At 61.2% G+C, this 21,726-nt stretch carries 21 protein-coding genes; 12 read left to right on the forward strand and 9 right to left on the reverse strand.

All coding sequences use genetic code 11. The annotated features are described in order from the left end of the window. Position 1: 1 nt before the first annotated feature. Positions 2-883, forward strand: coding sequence for an ABC transporter permease (locus AMK00_RS29050; protein WP_064812710.1), 882 nt, complete (start codon positions 2-4; stop codon positions 881-883). A 646-nt stretch (positions 884-1,529) separates the two neighbouring features. Here AMK00_RS29050 and AMK00_RS29055 read toward each other — a convergent pair. Beyond that, on the reverse strand, positions 1,530-2,930 hold the full coding sequence (locus tag AMK00_RS29055; protein ID WP_064812712.1) for a sensor histidine kinase: 1,401 nt from the start codon (positions 2,928-2,930) through the stop codon (positions 1,530-1,532). Then, on the reverse strand, positions 2,920-3,588 hold the full coding sequence (locus AMK00_RS29060; RefSeq protein WP_064807633.1) for a response regulator: 669 nt from the start codon (positions 3,586-3,588) through the stop codon (positions 2,920-2,922). The genes AMK00_RS29055 and AMK00_RS29060 overlap by 11 nt, the downstream gene beginning before the upstream one ends. A gap of 182 nt (positions 3,589-3,770) precedes the next feature. Between AMK00_RS29060 and AMK00_RS29065 the strand changes: the two genes are divergently transcribed. Both AMK00_RS29065 and AMK00_RS29070 read left to right on the forward strand, forming a co-directional pair. Then, positions 3,771-4,349 (forward strand): isochorismatase family protein, encoded by a 579-nt coding sequence (locus AMK00_RS29065; RefSeq protein ID WP_189637651.1) that lies wholly within the window; start codon positions 3,771-3,773, stop codon positions 4,347-4,349. Further along, positions 4,346-5,356 carry a GlxA family transcriptional regulator gene (locus AMK00_RS29070; RefSeq protein WP_064812714.1) on the forward strand — a complete coding sequence of 337 codons (1,011 nt, stop codon included), beginning with the start codon at positions 4,346-4,348 and terminating at the stop codon, positions 5,354-5,356. The genes AMK00_RS29065 and AMK00_RS29070 overlap by 4 nt, the downstream gene beginning before the upstream one ends. Here AMK00_RS29070 and AMK00_RS29075 read toward each other — a convergent pair. Together AMK00_RS29075 and AMK00_RS29080 are read right to left on the reverse strand one after the other, a co-directional pair. Beyond that, a complete protein-coding gene (locus tag AMK00_RS29075; protein ID WP_064812716.1) occupies positions 5,351-6,199 on the reverse strand; it encodes a hypothetical protein in 849 nt (282 codons plus the stop codon). The two genes, AMK00_RS29070 and AMK00_RS29075, sit on opposite strands and share 6 nt — an antisense overlap. A gap of 51 nt (positions 6,200-6,250) precedes the next feature. Then, positions 6,251-8,044 (reverse strand): heparinase II/III domain-containing protein, encoded by a 1,794-nt coding sequence (locus AMK00_RS29080; protein ID WP_064812719.1) that lies wholly within the window; start codon positions 8,042-8,044, stop codon positions 6,251-6,253. A gap of 223 nt (positions 8,045-8,267) precedes the next feature. Between AMK00_RS29080 and AMK00_RS29085 the strand changes: the two genes are divergently transcribed. The 9 genes from AMK00_RS29085 (at position 8,268) to AMK00_RS29125 (ending at position 17,176) form a co-directional block, all read left to right on the forward strand. Then, the gene (locus AMK00_RS29085; protein ID WP_064812721.1) at positions 8,268-9,224 is read left to right on the forward strand and encodes a carbohydrate ABC transporter permease; all 957 of its coding nucleotides are present in this window, start codon (positions 8,268-8,270) and stop codon (positions 9,222-9,224) included. Then, entirely contained in the window at positions 9,221-10,057 is an 837-nt protein-coding gene (locus AMK00_RS29090) for a carbohydrate ABC transporter permease (protein WP_064812723.1), read from the forward strand. Before AMK00_RS29085 ends, AMK00_RS29090 begins: the two co-directional genes overlap by 4 nt. A 4-nt stretch (positions 10,058-10,061) precedes the next feature. Then, positions 10,062-11,234 (forward strand): glycoside hydrolase family 88 protein, encoded by a 1,173-nt coding sequence (locus AMK00_RS29095; RefSeq protein WP_064812725.1) that lies wholly within the window; start codon positions 10,062-10,064, stop codon positions 11,232-11,234. Between the two features lie 15 nt (positions 11,235-11,249). Continuing rightward, on the forward strand, positions 11,250-12,359 hold the full coding sequence (locus AMK00_RS29100; RefSeq protein WP_064812727.1) for an ABC transporter ATP-binding protein: 1,110 nt from the start codon (positions 11,250-11,252) through the stop codon (positions 12,357-12,359). A 20-nt stretch (positions 12,360-12,379) separates the two neighbouring features. Then, complete coding sequence (locus tag AMK00_RS29105) at positions 12,380-13,105, forward strand: YesL family protein (RefSeq protein ID WP_064812729.1); 726 nt, start codon at positions 12,380-12,382, stop codon at positions 13,103-13,105. A 40-nt stretch (positions 13,106-13,145) separates the two neighbouring features. Beyond that, positions 13,146-14,420 carry an ABC transporter substrate-binding protein gene (locus AMK00_RS29110; RefSeq protein ID WP_064812731.1) on the forward strand — a complete coding sequence of 425 codons (1,275 nt, stop codon included), beginning with the start codon at positions 13,146-13,148 and terminating at the stop codon, positions 14,418-14,420. Between the two features lie 74 nt (positions 14,421-14,494). Further along, positions 14,495-16,345, forward strand: a complete 1,851-nt coding sequence (locus tag AMK00_RS29115) for a DUF2264 domain-containing protein (protein WP_064812733.1) — start codon at positions 14,495-14,497, stop codon at positions 16,343-16,345. Between the two features lie 166 nt (positions 16,346-16,511). Further along, positions 16,512-16,754 carry a type II toxin-antitoxin system Phd/YefM family antitoxin gene (locus tag AMK00_RS29120; RefSeq protein ID WP_064812735.1) on the forward strand — a complete coding sequence of 81 codons (243 nt, stop codon included), beginning with the start codon at positions 16,512-16,514 and terminating at the stop codon, positions 16,752-16,754. Continuing rightward, positions 16,754-17,176 carry a type II toxin-antitoxin system VapC family toxin gene (locus AMK00_RS29125; RefSeq protein ID WP_064812737.1) on the forward strand — a complete coding sequence of 141 codons (423 nt, stop codon included), beginning with the start codon at positions 16,754-16,756 and terminating at the stop codon, positions 17,174-17,176. Before AMK00_RS29120 ends, AMK00_RS29125 begins: the two co-directional genes overlap by 1 nt. Here AMK00_RS29125 and AMK00_RS29130 read toward each other — a convergent pair. From AMK00_RS29130 to AMK00_RS29150, 5 genes are all read right to left on the reverse strand, one after another. Beyond that, complete coding sequence (locus tag AMK00_RS29130; RefSeq protein ID WP_064812739.1) at positions 17,173-17,682, reverse strand: HIT family protein; 510 nt, start codon at positions 17,680-17,682, stop codon at positions 17,173-17,175. The genes AMK00_RS29125 and AMK00_RS29130 overlap by 4 nt on opposite strands. A gap of 87 nt (positions 17,683-17,769) precedes the next feature. Further along, positions 17,770-20,094, reverse strand: coding sequence for a PAS-domain containing protein (locus tag AMK00_RS29135; RefSeq protein WP_406869910.1), 2,325 nt, complete (start codon positions 20,092-20,094; stop codon positions 17,770-17,772). 242 nt (positions 20,095-20,336) lie between these two features. Then, a complete protein-coding gene (locus tag AMK00_RS29140; protein WP_064812743.1) occupies positions 20,337-20,756 on the reverse strand; it encodes an HD domain-containing protein in 420 nt (139 codons plus the stop codon). 5 nt (positions 20,757-20,761) lie between these two features. Next, positions 20,762-21,088, reverse strand: coding sequence for a DUF2934 domain-containing protein (locus AMK00_RS29145; RefSeq protein WP_064812745.1), 327 nt, complete (start codon positions 21,086-21,088; stop codon positions 20,762-20,764). 221 nt (positions 21,089-21,309) lie between these two features. Continuing rightward, positions 21,310-21,666 (reverse strand): hypothetical protein, encoded by a 357-nt coding sequence (locus AMK00_RS29150; protein ID WP_064812747.1) that lies wholly within the window; start codon positions 21,664-21,666, stop codon positions 21,310-21,312. Positions 21,667-21,726: the final 60 nt, after the last annotated feature.

A 21,726-nucleotide genomic window follows, 5' to 3' on the forward strand; every position in this document is an offset into this window, starting at 1 on the left:
CATGGCACACGTCACATTCGAGGCCGGCTCGGCCACCCTGTTTCGCCCGGGCACATCAGATGCCGAGATCGAAGCCTCCGCGCTGAAGGCAATACGCCGGCGCAACACGCTGGTGCGCTTCTGGCAGATCGCCATCCTGGTCTTCGTGATCGGCATGTGGGAGCTCTCCTCCAACATGAACTGGATCGACCCGTTCTTCTATTCTAGCCCGAGCGGCGTGCTTGAGCGGCTTTACGAATGGGCGACCGAAGGTACCACCGAAGGATCGCTCTGGTATAATCTGTGGGTGACGATGGAAGAGGCGCTGATCGGCTTCTTTGCGGGCTCGATCACCGGCGTCTTCGTCGGCATCGGGCTTGGCCGCAACCGCTTCCTCTCCGACATTTTCTCCGTCTACATCAAGGCGATCAACTCGATCCCGCGCGTCGTCTTAGCCCCGATCTTCATCATGATCATGGGTCTCGGCCTGCCGTCCAAGGTGGCGCTCGCCTTCATCATGGTGTTCTTCGTCGTCTTCGCCAACGCCTTCCAGGGTGTGCGCGAAGCCGACCGCAACATGATCGCCAATGCCCGCATTCTCGGCGCTTCCGACTGGCAGGTGACGCGCACGGTGGTCATTCCCTCGGCAATGAGCTGGATCTTCGCCAGTCTTCACGTCTCCTTCGGCTTTGCTATCATCGGCGCGATCGTCGGCGAATTCGTCGGCGCCCGCTTCGGCATCGGCCAGCTGATCTCGATCGCGAAGGGCACGTTCGATGCGGCCGGCATGTTCGCGGCCATCCTCCTCGTCATGGTCGTCACGCTTGTTGCCGAATACATCATGACGCTGATCGAGAACCGCCTGGCGAAATGGCGCCCGCAGCAGCACCTCGATACGCAGTAATAAATCGGCCTCCTCCCAAGGCAGATCGAAGCGAAGGCCGGGCGTAACGCCCGGCCTTCATTTTATTGACGTGTCGTCCGGCGCTTGCCCCTCACCCGGCTGCCGCCACCTTCTCGCCGCGCGCGGGGAGAAGGGGATGTACCGCGGCCTCTCCGTTCCCCTCTCACGTCGCGGAAGCCACGTTCCCTCGCCCCGTTTGCGGGGAGAAGGTTAGGGTCATATGCGCTAGGTTAGGCTCTAGAGCTTTTCCGGGTTAGATTGAAGCATTCTGCCGGAGCAGGTTTTCGTCAGGGCAGAGGCGATTGGCGACGGGCATACCCCAAGGTATGTCCGAGCCGATCGCCTCTGATCCTGGCGGAAAGATGCCCGGCCCTTCGGGTTGGCTGAAACGGGCCGGCTGATCGACCGGCCGGCTTGGCCTAGAACTGGACTACGACGCGCGCCGGCCGGTCGACCATCCGACTCCGTTTGAGCCAACAGAATGCTTCAATCTAACCCGGAAAAGCTCTAAGCCGACCGGCAGCCCCGCTTCAACCTTCGGCCAGTGAGCCAAAATATCGGTCAAATCAAGCGCATATGGTTAGGGTGAGGGGCAAGCTATCCCAGCGAACCGCACAGCATGGACAAACCTCCCAAGCATGACCATTCAAGCAAGCGGAAGCCGAACGATCACGACGAGACCGCCGCCTTCAGCATCACCGAGCGAAACCGAACCTCCAGCCCCTTCGACGACCTCGCGGACAATCGCAAGCCCGAGTCCGCTCCCTTCGCTTTCGGTTCCCATGATCCGATAGAACCGCTCAAAAACCTGCTGGCGCTCCCCTTCGGGAATGCCCGGCCCGTTATCCTCAACGGTGACGACGGCGTGGCCGTCCGCCTGCCCGACGGCGACCGTCACCCGTCCATCGGCTTTGCTATAACGGATCGCGTTGTCGATGAGGTTGACCAGCATCTCGCGCAGCATCGTCCCGTCGCCCTCGACGACAACCGGCCGGTCCGCCTCCAGGCCCACGTCGATGTTGCGCTTGAGCGCCTCTTCGGCATAGGCCTCCAGGATCTCGCGGGCCGCCTTGCTAAGATCGGTCGCGTCGCTGCGCGGGCGGCGGCTGCCGGGCTCGGCCCGCGATAAGGTCAGCAACTGGCTGGCGAGACGCGAAATCTGCCGGGTGCTGGTGCGCAGCGCAGCAAGCGCCTCGTCGCGGCGGGCGGCATCGTCTTCGCGGGAGGCCACGCTCGCCTGCGTCGAAATCAGCGCGAGCGGCGTCCTCAACTGATGCGCCGCGTTCGATACGAACCGCCGCTGTGCGGCCATCTGGTTCTGGACGCGCTCCATGTAATCGTTCAGCGCATGGACGAGCGGACGCAATTCGCTCTGCACCATCTCGGGTGACAGCGGATCAAGACGGTTGCGCCCACGCCGGCGCACCGCGTCCCGCAGCCTCAGAGCAGGCGCGAGGCCGCGTTGAAGCCCAAGGATCGTCACCAGGCTTGCGACAAAGACGAGCACGAACTGCTTGGAAAAATCCGAAAGCCACAACTGCCTTCGCATCGCATACTGGCTGTTATGCGTCACGGCGACGGTCACCGAGATCGTGCCGTCATTGGGAAGACCGACGACCGGATGATCGAGCATCAAGACGCGCACGTCGGCGCCATGGAAGGCGCGATCCTCGCCGACGCGCTGGACGGTCGGCCGCGGCAGATCGGGAAAGCCGCTCACCAGATTGCCCCAGGCGGTGATGACCTGGTAGGACACACGGTCGCCAAAGCCCGTATCGAACATCTCGAGCGCGGCCGGCGGAACGTCCACCTGAACATTGCCGCCCTCATCGACGCGCACCGCCTCGGCGATGACCCGGGCGGATGCGAGAAGCGTTCGGTCCGTCACCAGCTTTGCCGTCGCGTCGGCCGACCAGAAGCTGTCGTAGAGATTGAAGGCGATGGCGCCGAAGAGCGTCAGCAGCACCCAGCAGAGCAGTTGCACCCTCAGGCTCTGGCTGAGCCGCGTGATCGTTCCGCCCGCCTTTGTCACGACGCTATTGGACATGTCTGAGGAGATAGCCGAGCCCGCGTAGCGTCGCGATCTGAACCGAACTGTTTTCGAGCTTCTTGCGGAGCCTGTGGACGTAAATTTCGATGGCGCTCGGATCGGCCTCGTCGTCGAAACCGAAGACGCTTTCGGACAGGGCGGCTTTCGAGACAGTGGTGCCGAGCTTCATGACGAGCTGTTCGAGAACGGCATATTCCCGCGGCGTCAATTGCAGTGGTTCGTCTGCCACGAAAAATTGCCGCGTGCCCCCGGAAAAACGCAGGTTTCCGACGGTGATCTCGGAGGATGCCCGGTCCTGCCCGCGGCGCACCACGGCACGGATTCTCGCCTCGAGTTCGGCGATTTCGAAAGGTTTGGCGAGATAGTCGTCGGCGCCGCTATCGAGTCCGGCCACGCGGCCGTCCAGACTTGCATTCGCGGTCAGGATGATGACCGGCAATTTGTTTCCTGACTGCCTCAGCCGCTTCAAAAGCGTCAATCCGTCAAGCTTGGGCAGGGAAAGGTCGAGAATCATCGCCGAATATTCCGCCACCTTGAGCAGATGCTCGGCGTCCTCGCCATCATAGGCAATATCGATAGTGTACTGCGCCTGCCGCAGGGCTTTGCCCAGCCAGGCCGCCAGATCCTTGTTGTCCTCCACCACAAGCAGTCTCATCCGTCCCCCTTAGCACGGGCAGAGGGCCTGGCGGAAGCGTGCCTAAGGCGTTGTATCTCGCCTGCCGCTCCCGGCGCGACGCCGCCCTCGGCAATCATTGGCGCGAATTGTCCGCTATTTGTCCGGCGCGGGCATTTTCCTCTGGCGTTAGGCGGCAGAATATGGCTTCATGATCAACCACCATGGAGCAGAAAATGTCCGGCCACGAAACCATTCTTCTCGTCATAGACGCCCAGGAGTCCTTCCGGCAGCGCGATTATTGGGATGAAGGCCTCGCACCCGCCTATATCGAACGCCAGCAGGCTCTTATCGACGGCGCAGAAGCCCGCGGAATACCCGTCATCCAGATCTTTCATGTTGACGGAAACGGGCCGTTTTCGGAAAGCTCGGGCTTCGTCAGAACGCTCGCCCCTCTCAGGATCGCTCCCGAAGCGATCTTCAGGAAGAACCGCCATAGTGCACTCGTCGGTTCGGGCCTCGACGTGTGGCTGACCAGGAATGGCGTTCGCCGCATCATCGTCTCCGGCATCCGTACCGAACAGTGCTGCGAGACCACGACCCGTCACGCCTCCGATCTCGGCTATCAAGTCGACTATGTCGGCGAAGCGACCCTGACCTTCCCGATGACGGACGTATCGGGACGCACATGGAGCGCCGGAGAAATCCGCGGCCGCACGGAACTGGTTTTGTCGGGCCGTTTCGCCCGGATCGCAACCGTCGAACAGGCGCTGGCGGGAAGCGGAGAGCAACTCGCGGCATGACTGATACAGCGCAGCCCTTCGATATCCCCGTCTACGTCGTCGTGCCGCCGCGCGTGCTGCTGCTCGATGTCGCCGGCCCGATCGAAGTGCTGCGCAAGGCGAACCTCGAACAGAAGACGGTGCGCTTCAGCGCCACCTATATCGGCCCGTCGGCAACGGTCGGCAGCTCGATCGGCCTTGCCGTTACGGGTGTCGCCGCCTTGCCGGAGCGCTTGCCCGATCAGGCGCTCGTCGTCATCGCCGGCAGCGCCGACGCGCCGATGGAGAACAACCGTCCGTGGGACGAAGAGGAGCGCGCCGCCCAGGCCGCGATCGTCGCCTGGCTGAAGCGGGCCATTCGCCCGGGGGTTCGGCTGGCCTCGATCTGCTCGGGCGCCTTGCTCGCGGCCGAGGCCGGAATGCTCGATGGCCGCGAATGCACCACCCATCACGGCTGCATGGAGGACCTGGCAAGGCTCGCGCCCACCGCGCGCATCCGGGACAATCGGCTCTATGTCGAGGATGGGGAGCGCCTCACGAGCGCCGGCATCACCGCCGGCATCGACCTCATGCTGCATATCGTTGCCGAAGCGGCAGGACATGCCTGCGCGCTTGCGGTGGCACGATATCTCGTCGTCTATCTCAGGCGCGGCGGCTCGGATCCGCAGCTTTCGCCCTGGCTCGAAGGCCGCAACCATATCCACCCGGCCATCCATCGCGCCCAGGATGCAGTCGCCGCCGATCCTTCCCGCGACTGGTCGGTCGCCTCGCTCGCGCGCCTCAGCGGCGCCAGCCCGCGAAACCTCTCACGGCTGTTCAACGAACACACCGGCATGAGCGTCACGGATTTCGTCAACCGCATGCGCGTGGCGCTCGCCCGCGAGATGCTCGCCGGCTCAAGGCTGGATATGGAGGCCGTGGCAATGCGCACCGGCTTCGGCTCGGCCCGGCAACTGCGCCGCGCCTGGAACCGCCTGCATGACAGCCCGCCGAGCGCGGCCCGGACGAAGCCGGCCGTGGGCTCATAGAGCAAGAGGAAGGGGCGCGCGCCCGACCTCATTTTCGACGCCGGGGGTTGCAGCGCCGGCTACATCCGTACCCCAGATCTCGATCTGCGTCAGCGCCGGAAAAGGTGAGATGTCCTCAGCCTTGATGAGGCCATGCAGCTCGATCCATTCGATGATGCAGGGCTCGATGGAAAAGCCCTGGGCGGCACCGGATTTGACCAGCGGGAAACGAGAGGTCTTGCCGCTCGAGAAGGTGACGCTCACCTCTTCCCACCAGGAATCATGCGGGAAGTCCGCGCGAAGGTAGAAGACAATTTCGTCGACGCGGACCGGCCTGCCGAACTCCACCGTCAGCGCCGCTTGCGGATCGCGATTGATGCCCCAGCTCGTATAGGGCCAGAAGCCATGATCGTCATTGGCCTTTTCGCCGTCGATGGCGTTTCTGGCGGCAAAGACCGCTTCGCCTCGGGTTTCGACATTGGCGCGCGCATGCGGAAATAGCGCCCGGTTGGCGTGATCGTCCCAGGGGTTGAGCGCAAGATTGCGCCGATGCGCGATCTCCTCGGGGCGCGCACAGCGCACGGACAGCCGGTGGATATCGCCGCTGAACGCATTCGGGGAATAGGATTTGCGCTTGTCGCCGAAAGGCACCGCAAGCGCGTAGGAACATTGCTTCATATAGACAAGGCTGGGCTGGATCGCACTGTCCAGCGCGAGAAAGACATGTCCGGGCCTGGAGACTTCCACAATCACCTGCTCGCCCTCGCGATAGCTTTGACGATAGACCAGGAACGTCTCATCCTGCCCAGTGGCGCTTGCCAATACGGACCCATCGGCACCCACGATCTTCAGCGTCAATTCCATGTTCGTCCTCCTCAGAGCCTGAAGATTTCTGACGGATCAGGCTCTAACTATCTAATTTATCAGTAATTTCAGGAGCTTCCTGGCAAGCGGAATGCGCAGGCGATAGAGCTTCTCCGGCCAGGCCGATCTCAGCCTGAGATCATTCACCTCGATCTCGTCGATTTCGATCGGCCCGGCGCCGTCGACGAAAATACTGCCGAGATCGGCAAGATCGATCCTGTCCCGGGTGATCGTCGGCGGCAGGCATATCATCAGCGACAGAACCGCCGCTTTGTCGCCGTCATAGCTATCGACGATCTCGACATGGCGTCCGCGGACCAAGGAGACGGCACGCCGATAGCTGCGCAGTTGCGCTTCCACCGGATAGGCGCCAGCGATATCGAGAGATATGCGCGCCAGGTTCTCACCGAATTCCGTTTCGAGGTCCTGCGCGCCGAAAGCTTCGCCGGCGGACTGCATGATGCCGTCGAATGTCGGCAGGTTGTGATAGGCCGACTGCATCGTCCAGATCTCGTAGCGCCGCGGCGAAAAGGTCTTCGCCGTGTAGGTCTCGACGCCGACATCGATCAGGAATGGGCGCCCGTCCTTGTAGAGGGTCACGCTGCCGACGTCGTTGTGATTATGGCCCTCGCCATTGTTGCCGCCCTTGACCGCAAGCGAGAACCGATCGTCGCGAGCGACAAGCAGGCCGATGCCGGGATAAAAAATGTCCCGGCGCGACAGCGCACGCGGCTCGATGATCGGGATCTGCGGTCCGGCCAGCAGTTCCTGCACGCGATACCAGAGGTTCCATTCCTCGGGCAAATGCGGGTGTTCGACGGCAGCCCTGTCGGCTGCGGCGAAGTCCGCCAGCATCTGCGAACCAACCGTTTTGCCGAACAAATATTCCCGTGCGCTGCAGGGCTCGACGACGGCGGAGGAATCCGCGAAGTTGAAATAGTAGCGGCCGGCCACATGCATGTTGGCGATATATTCGGCCATATTGCGGATCTTCGGCTGCTGCCAGATCCCGGCAAAAAGGCCCGGCGCCGCGGCGTCCAGAACCGTCAAGGCGCCATGAAGGCAGAGGGCGGCGTGACGATAGTAGACTACGCCCTCCTCACAGGCTCCATCCTCGGCATAGTCCTTGAGGAAAGCGTCGAGGCTACCGAGCGCCTTCTCGACAACCGCCCGGCGCGTCGCCTGATCAGTGTTCAGCGAGAAGGTCGCCAGCAGGACGTTCTGGGTAATCCAGGCTGTCCAGTTGTTCATCCTCTCATTGCCACGGCCCATCCACCAAAAGTGCCGCCCGAGATAGGGCAAGAGAATGCGGCCCTCGATCTCGCGCGCCACCCGTGCGGTGATCTCAGGGCTGACGCCGTCGAGCGCCTTGCCCAGCAGGGCGACGATCGTTGCGAGCAGGGCTGCCGTTTCGGCGGCGAAGAGGTCGACAACGGGCTGCGAATTATCGGGAAGCGACAGGCGCGGGCCACCACGTTCATAGCCATTGTGCGCCGGAAGCTGCCAGCCGCTCTCCTCCACGATCAGGAAGATGCCGTCAATGATCTTCGGCAGGAACCGCCCATTGCCTTCGACGAGTTCGCCGAGCACCACATCATTGAGCATCCGCCGCCGGGTGAAATAAAGCTCCTCAAAACGCGAGCGATTGCCGCTCGTCGTGTATTCGCGGTAATCTGAAGCCGTGATCAGAGGCCAGACCCGCGCAAGTGTGGCTTCGGCATCGCGAATAACCGCGTCGCGCATCGCCTGCGGCACCGCGCTCCATCTCTCGCGATCGGAAGAAACCGCTCCGGGCGTGAAGTCGCCCAAGCTGTCCGGCAGATCTCCTGAAATCTCGCTGAACATGTTCCTCACTACGCTGAAAATGCCGCCACGAGCGTGTGGCCTTCCATGCTCACTTATCATATGTTTCCAGCGTCCGCTATAAAATTTGTATGATCTATTCAGAACTTGTTTGACCAGTGCCGGATATGTGTTATGCCGTTGCTCGGGGGGAGAATGGCGGCGGCCGGCAGAGGAATCCACAAGCCGTCAGCCGCAGAAGATCCGCGCCAGGAGGAAAGCATCGGTGTCCATATCGAATTCGATCATCGCAACGGATGGCGCCCCGGCAACTTCTGACCGGAAGGTGGCGGTCCTGTCCAAGCGGCAGCGCAAGATCCGCAGCGCGCTCGTCGCTTACTCTTTCATAGCGCCGAATTTCCTCGGCTTCGCCGTCTTCACGCTCGGGCCGATCCTCTTCGCTTTCGCGCTTGCTTTCATGCATTGGGACGGCTCGAACGCGATCACCTTCGCGGGGCTCGACAATTTCTGGCGGCTCTTCGAGGACAAGGCCTTCATCGCAGCCTTCTGGAATACGATCATCTACACGGTCGCCTCGGTGCCGGCGACATTGCTCTGCGCGCTCGGCCTCGCCGTTCTCCTCAACCAGAAGATCGTAGGCCGCGATTTCTTCCGCACCGCGATGTTCTTTCCCTACGTCGCCTCGCTGGTCGCCGTCGCGGTCGTGTGGAACATGATCTTCAACCCCGAGATGGGGCCGGTGAACATGATCCTCTATACGCTCGGCCTCGATCCGAAAAACATGCCGGGATGGGCGGCCGACCGCCATTGGGCGATGGTCACTGTGATCCTCTTCGGCATCTGGAAGAACATGGGCTATTACATGGTCATCTATCTGGCCGGGCTGCAGGGGATCAATGCCGAACTCTATGAGGCAGCCGATCTCGACGGCGCCAATTCCTGGCAGAAGTTCATCCATGTCACCGTGCCGCAGCTCGGGCCGACGACCTTCTTCGTCACCGTCATGCTGACGATCCAGTCCTTCAAGGTGTTCGACCAGATCTACATGATCACCCAGGGCGGCCCCGGCACCTCGACGCTGGTTCTCGTCTACCACATCTATAACGAGGCCTTCATTTCCTGGGACCTCGGCTATTCCAGCATGGTGGCGCTCGTCCTGTTCTTCCTCGTGCTCGCCGTCACGGTCTTCCAGTTCCGCCGTCAGCGGGAGGACGAGGCATGAGGATCGCGGGACGCAAGGTGACCGCCAAAACGGGCTTGCTCTATGCCATCATTGTCACGGTGACGATTGTCATGCTGATGCCCTTCGCCTGGATGCTCTCGGCATCCCTGAAGCTCAGCCGCGACGTCTTCGCCTTCCCGATCGAGTGGATACCGTCACAGCCGCAATGGCAGAACTACGTGGATATCTGGACGAAGATCCCGCTTGCGCTCTTCATCTACAACACCTCGAAGCTGACGATCATCGTCACGCTGCTGCAGCTTCTGACTTCAAGCTTTGCGGCCTACGCCTTCGCCAAGCTGAACTTCCCCTACAAGAACACGCTGTTCCTCGGCTATATCGCCACCATCGCCATGCCCTGGCAGGTCTATATGGTGCCGCAGTTCCTGCTGATGCGCGAGTTCGGCCTCAACAACACGCATCTGGCGCTGATCTGCCTGCAGGCCTTCACCGCCTTCGGCGTCTTCCTGATGCGGCAATTCTACATGTCGATCCCGACCGAACTCTGCGAGGCGGCGCGCATCGACGGCATGAACGAATATCAGATCTGGGCGCGCATCATGCTGCCGCTGTCGAAGCCCGCCCTCTCGACGCTGACGATCTTCACCTTCGTCAGCACCTGGAACGATTTCCTCGGGCCGATGATCTATCTCACCAAGACCGAGCTAAAGACCGTCCAGATCGGCCTGCGCATGTTCATCTCGCAATATTCGGCCGAATACGGGCTGATCATGGCGGCCTCCGTCGTCGCGCTCATCCCGGTTCTCGTCGTCTTCCTCGCGCTGCAGCGCTTCTTTGTCGAAGGCATCGCCTCGACGGGACTGAAGGGGTAAAGCCATGAATGCCGTTTCAACAGTCGCCCCGCAGCCGATCACTGATAAGGAAGTGAATGCCGCGCTCGATCTTGCCGTCGAGCAGGTCCGGCGCAATCTTCCCACATTCACCTACGCCGCGCAGAACCATTCGAGCGTCAATAATTTCTATCCCGCCGTCGCCAACGACCAATGGACCGCCGGCTTCTGGCCGGGCGAGCTGTGGCTCGCCTTCGAGCATAGCGGCGATCCTGTGTTCCGGCATGCCGCGCAGATCCAGGTCCAGTCCTTCCTGCATCGGATCGTCAACCGCATCGAGACCGATCATCACGACATGGGCTTTCTCTATTCGCCCTCCTGCATCGCCGCCTGGAAGCTCGTCGGGGACGAGGACGGCCGCAAGGCCGCGATCCTGGCCGCCGACCAGCTGATCGAGCGCTTCCAGCCGATCGGCCAGTTCATCCAGGCCTGGGGCCGCAAGGGCAGGCCGGAGGAATACCGCTACATCATCGATTGCCTGTTGAACCTGCCGCTTCTCTACTGGGCCAGCAGCGAGACGGGCGATCCGAAATACCGTGAGATCGCGCTCACCCATGCTCGCACCACGCTCGCCAACTCGGTGCGTCCCGACGATTCCACCTATCACACTTTCTACATGGACGCGGTCACCGGCGCGCCGGTGCGCGGCGCCACCAAGCAGGGCTACCGGGACGACAGCGCCTGGGCGCGCGGGCAGACCTGGGGCATCGCTGGCATGGCGGTCTCCTACCGCTACGAGCGGATCGAGGAATATCGCCAGACCTTCGACCGGCTGCTCGCCTTCTACCTCAACCGGCTGCCGGCCGACATGGTGCCCTATTGGGATCTCGTCTTTTCGGATGGCGATGGCGAGCCGCGCGACAGTTCATCAGCCTCGATCACGGCCTGTGGCCTGCTTGAAATGGCCGAGCTCGTCGAACCTGAAGCCGCCGAGCGCTACCGCACGCTGGCGCGGCGCATGATGAAGAGCCTTGCCGATCACTATGCGGTCAAGGACCCCGCGGTTTCAAACGGCCTGGTGCTGCACGCCACCTATTCGAAGAAATCGCCCTTCAACACCTGCCGCGGCGAGGGCGTCGATGAATGCGTCTCCTGGGGAGATTATTATTACATGGAAGCTTTGACGCGCCTGTCGCGCCGCTGGTCTTCCTATTGGTGAGGTGAGGAGAATCCGATGGCCAGCATTTCCCTTAAAGAGCTGAACAAATCCTACGGCGCGCTCACCGTCGTCCATGACATCGATCTTGAGATCGCCGATAAGGAATTCATCATCCTGGTCGGCCCCTCCGGCTGCGGCAAATCGACGACGCTGAGAATGATCGCCGGCCTCGAGGAAATCTCCGGCGGCGAACTCCGGATCGGCGGCGACGTCATGAACGATGTCCCTTCCAAAGACCGCGACATCGCCATGGTCTTCCAGAACTATGCGCTATACCCGCATATGACCGTCTACAAGAACATGGCTTTCGGCCTGCAGCTGCGGAAGGTTTCGCGCGATTTCATCGACAAGCAGGTGCAGGACGCCGCCAAGATCCTCGACATCACCCATCTCCTGAACCGCAAGCCGAAAGCGCTTTCAGGCGGGCAGCGCCAGCGCGTCGCACTCGGCCGCGCCATGGTGCGCAATCCCGCCGTTTTCCTGCTCGACGAGCCGCTTTCCAACCTCGACGCCAAGCTGCGCGGGACGATGCGCTCGGAAATCACCAAGCTGCATAAGCGCCTCGACGCCACCTTCATCTATGTCACTCACGACCAGGTGGAAGCCATGACCATGGCGGACCGGATCGTCGTCATGAAGGACGGGCACATCCAGCAGGTCGATACGCCGCAGAACCTTTACGACCGTCCCGTCAACATGTTCGTCGCCGGCTTCATCGGCGCGCCGCAGATGAACATGCTGCCCTCGACCATTCAGCGCCGGGGCGCCGGCTTCATCGCCGTCTTCGACGGACGGGAACTGCCGCTGCCCGATCATTTCGACAAGGGCAGGATCGCCCCTTACGAGGGCCGCGAGCTGGTGCTCGGTATCCGTCCGGAGAACTTCCACGAACTGCCGCCGGCCGACATTCCGCCCGAGAACCTGGCACCGCTCAAGGCGGTGGTGGAATTGGCCGAACCGATGGGCTCGGAAGTGCATCTGAACATGGTCGCCGGCGGGCGCAATCTCATCGCTCGCGTATCGCCGCGCTTCCGGCCTGCGATTGGCGACGCGGCGACGCTGGTGGCGGATATGAGCAATGCCCAGCTGTTCGACAAGGAAACCGAACGCTCGATTCTTTACTGAGGCGCCAGCGGGAGACGGCGATGCAGTGGTTGCGGGACATGTGGACGAAGGAGGGGCCGGGCATTCCGAAGGATGCGCCTGCGAAGACCGGCCTTGCCCTGTTCATCGAGACCCTCGTCCGCGAATGGTGGGAGATGGTCAAGCTCAACATCCTGTTCCTCCTGGCCTCGCTCCTCGTCGCGACGCTGCCGGCGGCACTCGCCGCCATGGCGCGGGTTTCGGTGGCTTTGGTGGAGGATCGCAACACCTATCTCCTCAGGGATTTCACGGAAGCGTTCCTGCATTATTTCTGGCGCGCCACCGCCTGGGGTCTGGCGCTGGCTGCGGCCTTTGCCATCTGCATCTATGTGATCCTCACCTATGGCGTCGGAGCGCGGGACAACTTGATTCTTGCCGCCCCGCTCGCCGTGACACTTGTCGCCACCGCCTTCCTTGCGGTCACTGCCTGCCATCTCATCGTGCTGATGGTGATGCGCGACCTGCCGGCTCTGCGGCTCCTTCGTCTCGCCGCGCTCGCTTCCGTCGTCCGTCCGCTTCCGGCGATCGTGGCACTGGCCTTCAACGCTGCCCTGTGGCTGACGCATATCCTCTTCTATCCGGTTTCCGTGTTCATGCCGGCGATCTTCAATTTTTCACTCGGAATGTTCGCCGTCGCATTCGGCGTCCATCGTGCGGCGGTGATGGTTCTGGACCAGCCGGAGACACCGCGGCCGCACCGTAAACCGCATGCACCAAACGCATCATAAAATAGTCGATCCAGAGACGATCCAGGGAAGGAGAACAGAAATGTATTTGGATAAATTCGGGAGGACGGTGAAACTCGCCGTAGCGGGTTTCACCTTGGCCGCAACAACGGCCGGCGCTGCACTTGCACAAGACGCCGTAACGCTGAAATGGGCTTTGTGGGACTGGGACAAGACAGCCTATTACAAGCCGCTGATCGAGGCCTATCAGGCCAAGCACCCCAATGTGAAGTTCGAGCCGATGGACCTCGGCTCGCAGGACTACCAGCAGATGATTTCGACGCAGTTGACCGGCGGCTCGAAGGACATCGACATCGTCACCGTCAAGGACGTGCCCGGCTACACCAACCTGGTGCGCGCCGGCAACATCGCCGATCTCAGCGGCTTCATGAAGGATCGGAAGATCGATCCGGCGCCCTATGGCGGCCTGATCGAGGAACTGACGATAGACGGCAAGATCTATTCCATTCCGTTCCGATCGGACTTCTGGATCGTCTATTACAACAAGGACATCTTCGATAAGGCCGGCGTTCCCTACCCCACCAATGACATGACCTGGGCGCAGTTCGATGCAACGGCCGAGAAGCTTGCCGGCGGCATGGGCACCAACAAGACATATGGCGCGCTGCTGCATACCTGGCGCTCCACCGTCCAGTTGCCCGGCATCCTCGACGGAAAACACACACTCGTCGATGGCGATTACGCTTTCCTGAAGCCGTGGTACGAGCGAGCGCTCACCCTGCAAAAGGACGGCGCCATTCCCTCCTACGCCTTCCTGAAGATGTCGAACACGCATTATTCGGCGCTCTTCTTCAACGGCACGATCGGTATGCTGCCGATGGGAACCTGGTTCGTCGGCACCCAGATCACCAAGGTGAAATCCGGTGAATCGAAGAGCAAGAACTGGGGCATCGTGAAGTTCCCGCATCCGGACGGCGTGGCCGCCGGCACGACGGCTGCGCAGATCTCAGGTCTGGCGGTCAACGCCAATTCCACCCACAAAGAAGCTGCGCTCGACTTCATCAAGTTCGTCACCGGCTCGGAAGGGGCGGCCGTTATCGCCTCGACAGGCACCTTCCCGGCGCTCAAGACCGCTGACGTCAGTGCAAAGATCGCGGCGACGCCTGGTTTCCCTGAGGACGCGGCCAGCAAGGAAGCGCTGATACCGTCGAAGACCTACCTGGAGATGGCGGTCAATCCGAACGCCGCTAAAATTGAGGTCGTCCTGAACCGCGCCCATGACGCGATCATGACCGATAACACCTCCGTCGACGACGGCTTGAAAGAAATGACTGAAGGCGTGAAGGCCATCAAGTAAGCGCCATACGACATCGCGGCCGCGGGTGAGCATTTCGCCTGCGGCCGGTTCTGTTCTAAAAATTCGGACTGACGATGATCTACGATCCCACCAAGGCCAATCCGCTTTCCGGCAACCCGCTGAAGACACGCGACGATCTGGCCAAGGCCGTCATCGATCTCTTCAGACCGCTGCTGCCCTATTTCTCCGAAGGCGGCGCCCGTGTGCGCCTTAGCGCTACCGGCGCGATTTTCGACCGGGCGGCAGCGGATCTCGAAGGATTTGCACGCCCGCTCTGGGGCATCGTTCCGCTCGCTGCAGGCGGCCGCCACTTCCCGCATTGGAATCTCTATCGGCGCGGACTGGCGAATGGGACCAATCCTGCGCATCCCGAATATTGGGGCGATCTGGCCGACCGTAATCAGCGGCTGGTCGAGCTCGCCGCCGTCGGCTTTGCGCTGGCGCTGGTGCCCGAACACATCTGGGAACCGCTGAGCGATGGCGAGAAAAGAACCGTCGCCGCCTATCTTCTTGCCGCGCGCGAACTGGAATTCATCGACAACAACTGGAAATTCTTCCGCATCCTGATCGACCTCGGGCTGCAGCGCGTGGGTGTCGCTTTCGACATGGCGAAAACCGCCGCCTATCTCGATGAACTGGAAGCTTTCGACATCGGCGAAGGCTGGTATCGCGACGGCCCGGTGCGGCGGGTCGACCATTACATTCCCTTTGCCATGCATTTCTATGGCCTGATCTACACGTTACTGGCGCGCGGCGACGAGGCGCGAAAGAACCGGTTCCGCAATCGCGCCGAGATCTTCGCCAGGGATATCCGCCACTGGTTCGGCCCTGATGGCGCAGCACTCGCCTTCGGCCGCAGCCAGACCTACCGCTTCGCGGCCGGCGGCTTCTGGGGCGCGCTCGCCTTCGCCGGAGTGGAAGCGCTGCCTTGGGCGGAGATCAAGGGCTATTATATGCGCCATATCCGCTGGTGGTCGGCGATGCCGATCGCCGATCGCGACGGCGTGCTCTCCATCGGCTACGGCTATCCGAACCTGCTGATGAGCGAGAGCTACAATTCGCCTGGCTCGCCCTATTGGGCGCTGAAATTCTTCCTGCCGCTCGCCCTTCCCCAGGATCATCCGTTCTGGACCGCCGAAGAGGCGCAGCAGCCGGATTTCCCCAAGCCGGTGGCGTTGAAGTCGGCCGGCATGGTCGCCATGCACACGCCGGGAAATGTGGTCGTGCTCTCTTCCGGCCAGCAGCACGACAAGATGCGCGGCGCAAACGAGAAATATTCGAAATTCGTCTATTCCACCCGCTACGCCTTCAACATCGAAGCCGACGACCGGAATTTTTCGGCCGCGAGCTTCGACGGCATGCTCGGCCTATCCGATGATGGCGTCCATTTCCGTATGCGCGAAACTATGGAGGAGGCGCTGATCGCAGGCGACCGGCTCTATTCGCGCTGGCGTCCCTGGAACGACGTCAACATCGAAACCTGGCTACTTCCCGCCAATCCCTGGCATATCCGCATTCACCGCATCGCCACGCCGCGTTCGCTCAGCACCATCGAGGGTGGCTTTGCGATCGAACGCGCCGATTTCAACGCCGACCGATCCGAACAGGCAGAAGGCCGCGCCGTCTGGTACGGCCAGACAGACGTCAGCGCCATTGTCGACCTCTCGCTTCATCCGAGAACCGGCCATGCGATGAGCCCGATCCCGAACACCAACCTCATTCACGCCAAGACCCTGCTGCCGCAACTGCGCGGCGAAATCGGCCCGGGAACCACCCTGCTGGTCACCGCGGTACTGGCTCTGCCGGTTCAGGAGAATTGGGTACAGGCGCTGGAGAACCCGCCGGCCGGCCCGGATCTTGATGAGTTGGAGCGATACTTTCGCGAGAAGGGCGTTCCGGTGCCGGCATTCGCTCTGCAGCAGTAGCTTCAAAGCCTACCTCCGCCGTCTCGCACCCCGGGTCTGAGGCTGTCACGCGCCAGGTTGGTTTGCGGTTGACCAAGTTGCAATTCGACGCCTATCATGGCTCAAGATATCGGCAGGCCGCTGTGGCGCCAGCTCGATAATAAACGCAACAGCAGGGGAAGCCGTCATGGCGGTCACAGTCAAAGTCGCTGAAGCAAAGACCCATCTGTCAGAGCTTCTCGCCAAGGTCGAGGCCGGCGAAGAGGTAATCATCTCCCGCGGCAACAAGCCGATTGCTCGGCTTTCGCGCATTCGCCGCGAAAACGATATCGCTGCACTGATCGCCGAGATCAAAGCTCAACGTGCCAGCCGTCAATTCACGACGCAGGAAGAAATCCGCGGGTGGCGTGACGAAGGCCGACGTTACTGATGACCTTTGTCCTTGACGCCTCAATCGCCGCAGCGTGGTTTCTCCCTGATGAGCAGCACGATGCGGCCGACCGGCTTATGTCCGATCTCAACACGATGGTTGGATTAGTACCGACCTTGTTCTGGTTCGAAACCCGTAATCTATTTCTGATGGCGGAGCGACGTGGACGGCTGCGATCCGGCGAAGCGGTGCTGCTGATGACGCAATTGCGGGGCCTGTCCTTGGAAGACGCCGGATCAGGAGGAGATGGAATGATACTTTATCTGGCAAACCGCTATGCACTCACGGCATATGACGCGAGTTATGTCGCCCTTGCGAAAGCGGATGGCCTGCCTCTGGCCACAGCCGATCGAAAGATGGCGGACGCGGCGCGCAACGAAGGCATCACCATCCTCGGGCCACTCGGACGCCGTGAGGTCTAATAACGATCAGTCCCCTCTGCGTGATATGCTTCAGCGATCCGCCGGGCCATCTCTACCATCTCATCGTCCGGTATCTGCAGAACGCCATGCTCTGCCATCAACGCGTGGTATTGCTGCTTCTCAAGAGGCACGCCTCCAGGCAAAGGAACGACATGAAAATGTAAGTGGCTGTTGGCCTGCTGGCTGCCGAGCGAAAGCACGTAAATTCGTTCGGCGTCGAAGACGCTTTTCAGCGCCCGAGACAAAACGTGCACCTTCTCCTGCAGTCGAAGATACTCATCTGTCGACATGTCTTGCGCCAAATCCTCCCGATGCTCCCTCGGGCAGACAAGGCAATAACCGGGCAGTGTCGGATATTTGCTCAGGAAGATAATCGTCTCATCGTCTTCGAAAATACGATGATGAAAACAAGCCGGATCATTCTCGATCAAGCCGCAGATAAAGCATGGCCTCGCCGCAGTGTCGCGCACATAGGCCTTGAGATCGAAGGGTTGGCGATCGATCATTTTGAACCTCCACCTCCCAGCGGCGAACGCGCTCAACAATGCGACCAACAGCGAAGGCAGCCGCCGCTCGGAGAAGATGCCGCCTGCCTATCCGGCAGCGACACGCAACTGGTCTGGCAGCTCCGCGCCGATCGGAATCCGCAGCGTAAACGTCGTGCCGTTTCCGCGGCTGCTTGCCACTTCTATCGATCCCCCGTGAAGTTCGATGATCTGCTTGACGAGATTGAGGCCAATGCCGGTGCCGGCAATGCCCGTGGAACTTCTGGCGCGGAAATAACGCTGGAACATCTTCGGGAGGTCATCAGCGTCAATGCCGATACCCTCGTCGCGCACCGTGATGCAGACGCTTGTCCCGTCCTGCCATCCAGTCACGTGGACGTTCGGGGCATCAGGCGCGTATTTCACGGCGTTCGAGAAGAGATTGCTGAAGACCTGGTCGAGCGCAGGATGATCGCCGAAGATCGTCGGGGGAAGCCGGTCGAGGTCGAGTAAAAAGCGATGCGACCGGCGGATGCTTTCCTGGCGAGCGATGCAGATTCCGATGATCTCGGCAATCGAGCAGGGCTTGTGCACGATGGTGATCCGGCCATGATCCAGCCGCCCGGCGGCAAGAATGCTTTCCATCAGTTCAAGCATGCGCGAAACCGAACTTCGTATCTGATCGGCTTTTTCGCAAAGAAACTCCGGCGTCGCTGCTTCTTTGCGCCGAATGAGCCGTTGCGCCGCGCCGTCGATCACCGCAAGCGGGGTGCGGAACTCATGCGATGCCATCGAGACGAACTGCCGCTGCAACTCGTTGATCTGCTTTTCCTGTTCGAGCATTCGTTCGAGCTCTTCTGTCTGCCGCGCCAGTTCGACCGTGCGGGAGCGCACCATCTCTTCAAGCGTGTCACGGTGCTGCAGCAATGCCTTTTCGGCGCGGTTGGCCTCGGTGACGTCGACGACAGCCATCAGCGATGCCGCCTTGCTCTTGTAGTTCAAGCAGGTGGAATAGACGGTGACCTCGATGGCCGTTCCATCTCCCTTGAAATGCCGGGAAAAGCGGGACGAGGCAGGGTCCTCGACATCGAAAGCGACGGCCTGCGGCGGGTTGGGTTCCTGCGCCTCGATGTCGGATAGTCGCATCGTCAGGAATTGCTCCAGACGATAACCGTAGTGATCGATGGCGGCTTGGTTTACGTGGAGAAATCTCAACGTTTCATGATCGTAAACCCACATCGGCATCGGGTTACCTTCGAACAGCAGCCTGAACGACGCCTCCTGCATCTTGAGGTCGGTGATGTCGACACGTATGCCGACGCTACCGCCTTCGGAGATCTGGCGTTCTTCGATCCGAATCCAGCGATTTCCGGGTAGGCGCTGCTCGTGTTTGCTGGTGGGCTTTGCATGATGGGCCAGCCTTTCCGCCAGCCATTCCTCTTCGCGCCCGACCGCTTCCGGATATTGGCCGCGTTCGAGGCCTGCACGCAGGCGGTCTTCGAAGCGCATGCCTTTCACGAGCATATCGCCGCTTTCGGCGTAAAGCTGCTCATATCTCTGGTTCCACAGGACGAAGCGGTCTTCCTCGTCGAACAAGACGAGACCTTCCGGGACGACTTCGAAAGCCGCCAGAAGACGTGCATGCGCCGCCCGCGCCTCCTGCTCGGCGCGTTCTGCCTGAACATGCGCCTTCGCAAGGGCCTTTTCAGCCTGCCAGGCCTGCGTGATGTCCTCGTGGGTCGATACCCAGCCGCCGTCCGACGTGCGCTGATGATAGCCGCGGATGATCTGGCCCGACTTGAGTTCCTTGATCCAGTCTCGGGGCGTATCGCCCCTGTTGGTCGCTTCGGCCCAGGCAAGATATTCCGAGGTCGAGGTGGCGGGAACGGCGCCGACCCCCTGTCTCAGGTTGAGGATGTCTTCGAGCGACTGTCCCGGACGGATGACGGAGGGATCAAGTCCGTAGACTTCGGCATAACGGTTGTTTGACAGCAGCAGCCGGCCGGCCTCGTCGAACAGGCAGACGCCTTGTCCCATGCTGGCAAGCGCCGTATCGAGTTGCTCGTTGCGCCGCTGCAGGCGCGCGTGGACTGCGCCGAGCTCTATATGTCGCTTAATGCGGGCGACGAGCTCCGCGGCGGAGACAAGGTTGGAAACGCAATCGACCGCACCGGCGGCAAGCCCTCCGATCCGGCTCTCCTCGTTCTGCGGCGAGGCCACGATGATGACTGGAATATCACACGTTATCGGGTTTGCCTTGAGACGCCGGCAGTCTTCGAGACCACCTCCCTCCGGCGACAGGGCGTCCAGCAGAACGAGCGCCGGCAGCGGTCGTTTGGCGGCGCAATCGTGAAACGCAGCTCGGTCGAGGTGAACGCGCAGCACGATACCATGTCGCTCAAGGGCGTCGCCGACACCATGCAGGTCTGCCAACGTGCCATCCATTGCCAAGATTGTGTGCAGTTCGCCGGACACGACCGTTCCCCCGTTTCATCCACATGGACGCGACTATAAGTCGTACCGGTTAACACGCCCCTCACCTCAGGTCGGCATCAGGGCGCTCCGCGTTCTATGGTTGAAGAATGGTTGCAGGCGATGCGGAAAAATATCAGGTGATGCATGAGGACGCGCGGCAGGACATTCTTCGAGATTTCGCCGGCGCCGCCCGAACAGACCTAGCGTTCGTTCCGGATGCCGTGCAGGAGATCCAGACCGCGCTGGTATTTTTCGGTTTTCTTGCCGGCTTGTTCGGCCTGTCGGAGATTGTCTTCAAGGTCGGCCTGTTTGACTGGCAGGGCCAGCGGATTCGATGCGGCGCGTCTGACGAATTCGTCATCAGGCTCCTCGGGCCGCCGCGTCAAGGCATCCACCGCGGAGATGATCGCCGACGGGAAGCCTTCCTCCCTTAACCTGTCGAGCGTCCAGCCGCTGCCTTTTTCGGCGACATCGTGAAGATAGGCGACCGTTCGCGCATCGTCGCCCGACACGAGAAGCGCGATCCGCTGGCAATGCTCGAAGAATGGTCGACCGGTCTTGTCCACCTGCCCCTCATGCGCCTCTAAGGCGATTTGCATGGCATGGTCGAGATGCTGCATGGCGGTTACGGTCCTTCGGTCCTTCTGATTTTTCGCCGGGAAGGCTTCTCTCCCGTTGTTATCTCGATATCGGGCGTCGTCGCGCCCGCAACTTGAGCAAGGCCGGCGCGCGGCGGATCGAGATCACCGCTTTCCCCGGCTCCTTGAAGCAAGGCCGCATCATCTCTGTCGTCTTGATCGAGAAGATCTTGCAGCGTCTCGTGCTCGTCTTCGCCTGCCAGCTCGTCGCAAGCTTGCATCCAATGGCGCAGGTCCGCACCTTCAGGGCGGCCTTCGGCTTCCCAGATTTCATAGGCGCGCCGCCGTATCTGCTCGTGTTTGTCTATGGCCATGATCTTCTCCAGTTTCGACCCAGGCTATCATCGACCTGAGATGCGCGGTTCCGTATGTTTTCCACCTGCCTCGAGGCAGTGGTTCATGGCCGTGCGAAGACAAACGCCGCAGCAGCGCAGGCAATTCTCGATGCATTCCTGCATTGCCGGATTGATCTCATGCATGCTCCTCCTTCGGAGCGTTCGGACACATCGTGCGACAACGAGCCGCCGGCTGTCTTTCAAGGCGTGTTGATGGTGGGAAGAAAATCCTCCACCTGCTTGCGCTCATCCTTTGAAAGCGTTTCCACCCGCTCTTTCCAGAAGCGTTCGGCCGCCGGGGGATCCTCATCCCATTGGCGAACATTGGTAATGTTGTCATCGATCTTGGACCGGCGGCGCCCACCCAGGCTCAGATACTCCTTCGCCAGTTTCAGGCTTGGGGTCTCATTGCCCCCACCGCGATCCAGCGTCGAACGGACGTTGCGCCGGGCGGCCTCCGATGCCGCCTGGCGATCGGCCTCGGCTTGCGGCGTGTCGAAGGACCGCGCGTCGTCGGTTCCGCTCTCGGGTGACATGTTGGTTGGGGAAGTGGTCATGGATCACCTTTCGATGCTGTGATCCAATAACCTCCGCCGGCCGCGAGAGTTCCGCATACT

Origin of the sequence: Rhizobium sp. N621, from assembly GCF_001664325.1 — a bacterium.
Taxonomy (GTDB): domain Bacteria; phylum Pseudomonadota; class Alphaproteobacteria; order Rhizobiales; family Rhizobiaceae; genus Rhizobium; species Rhizobium esperanzae.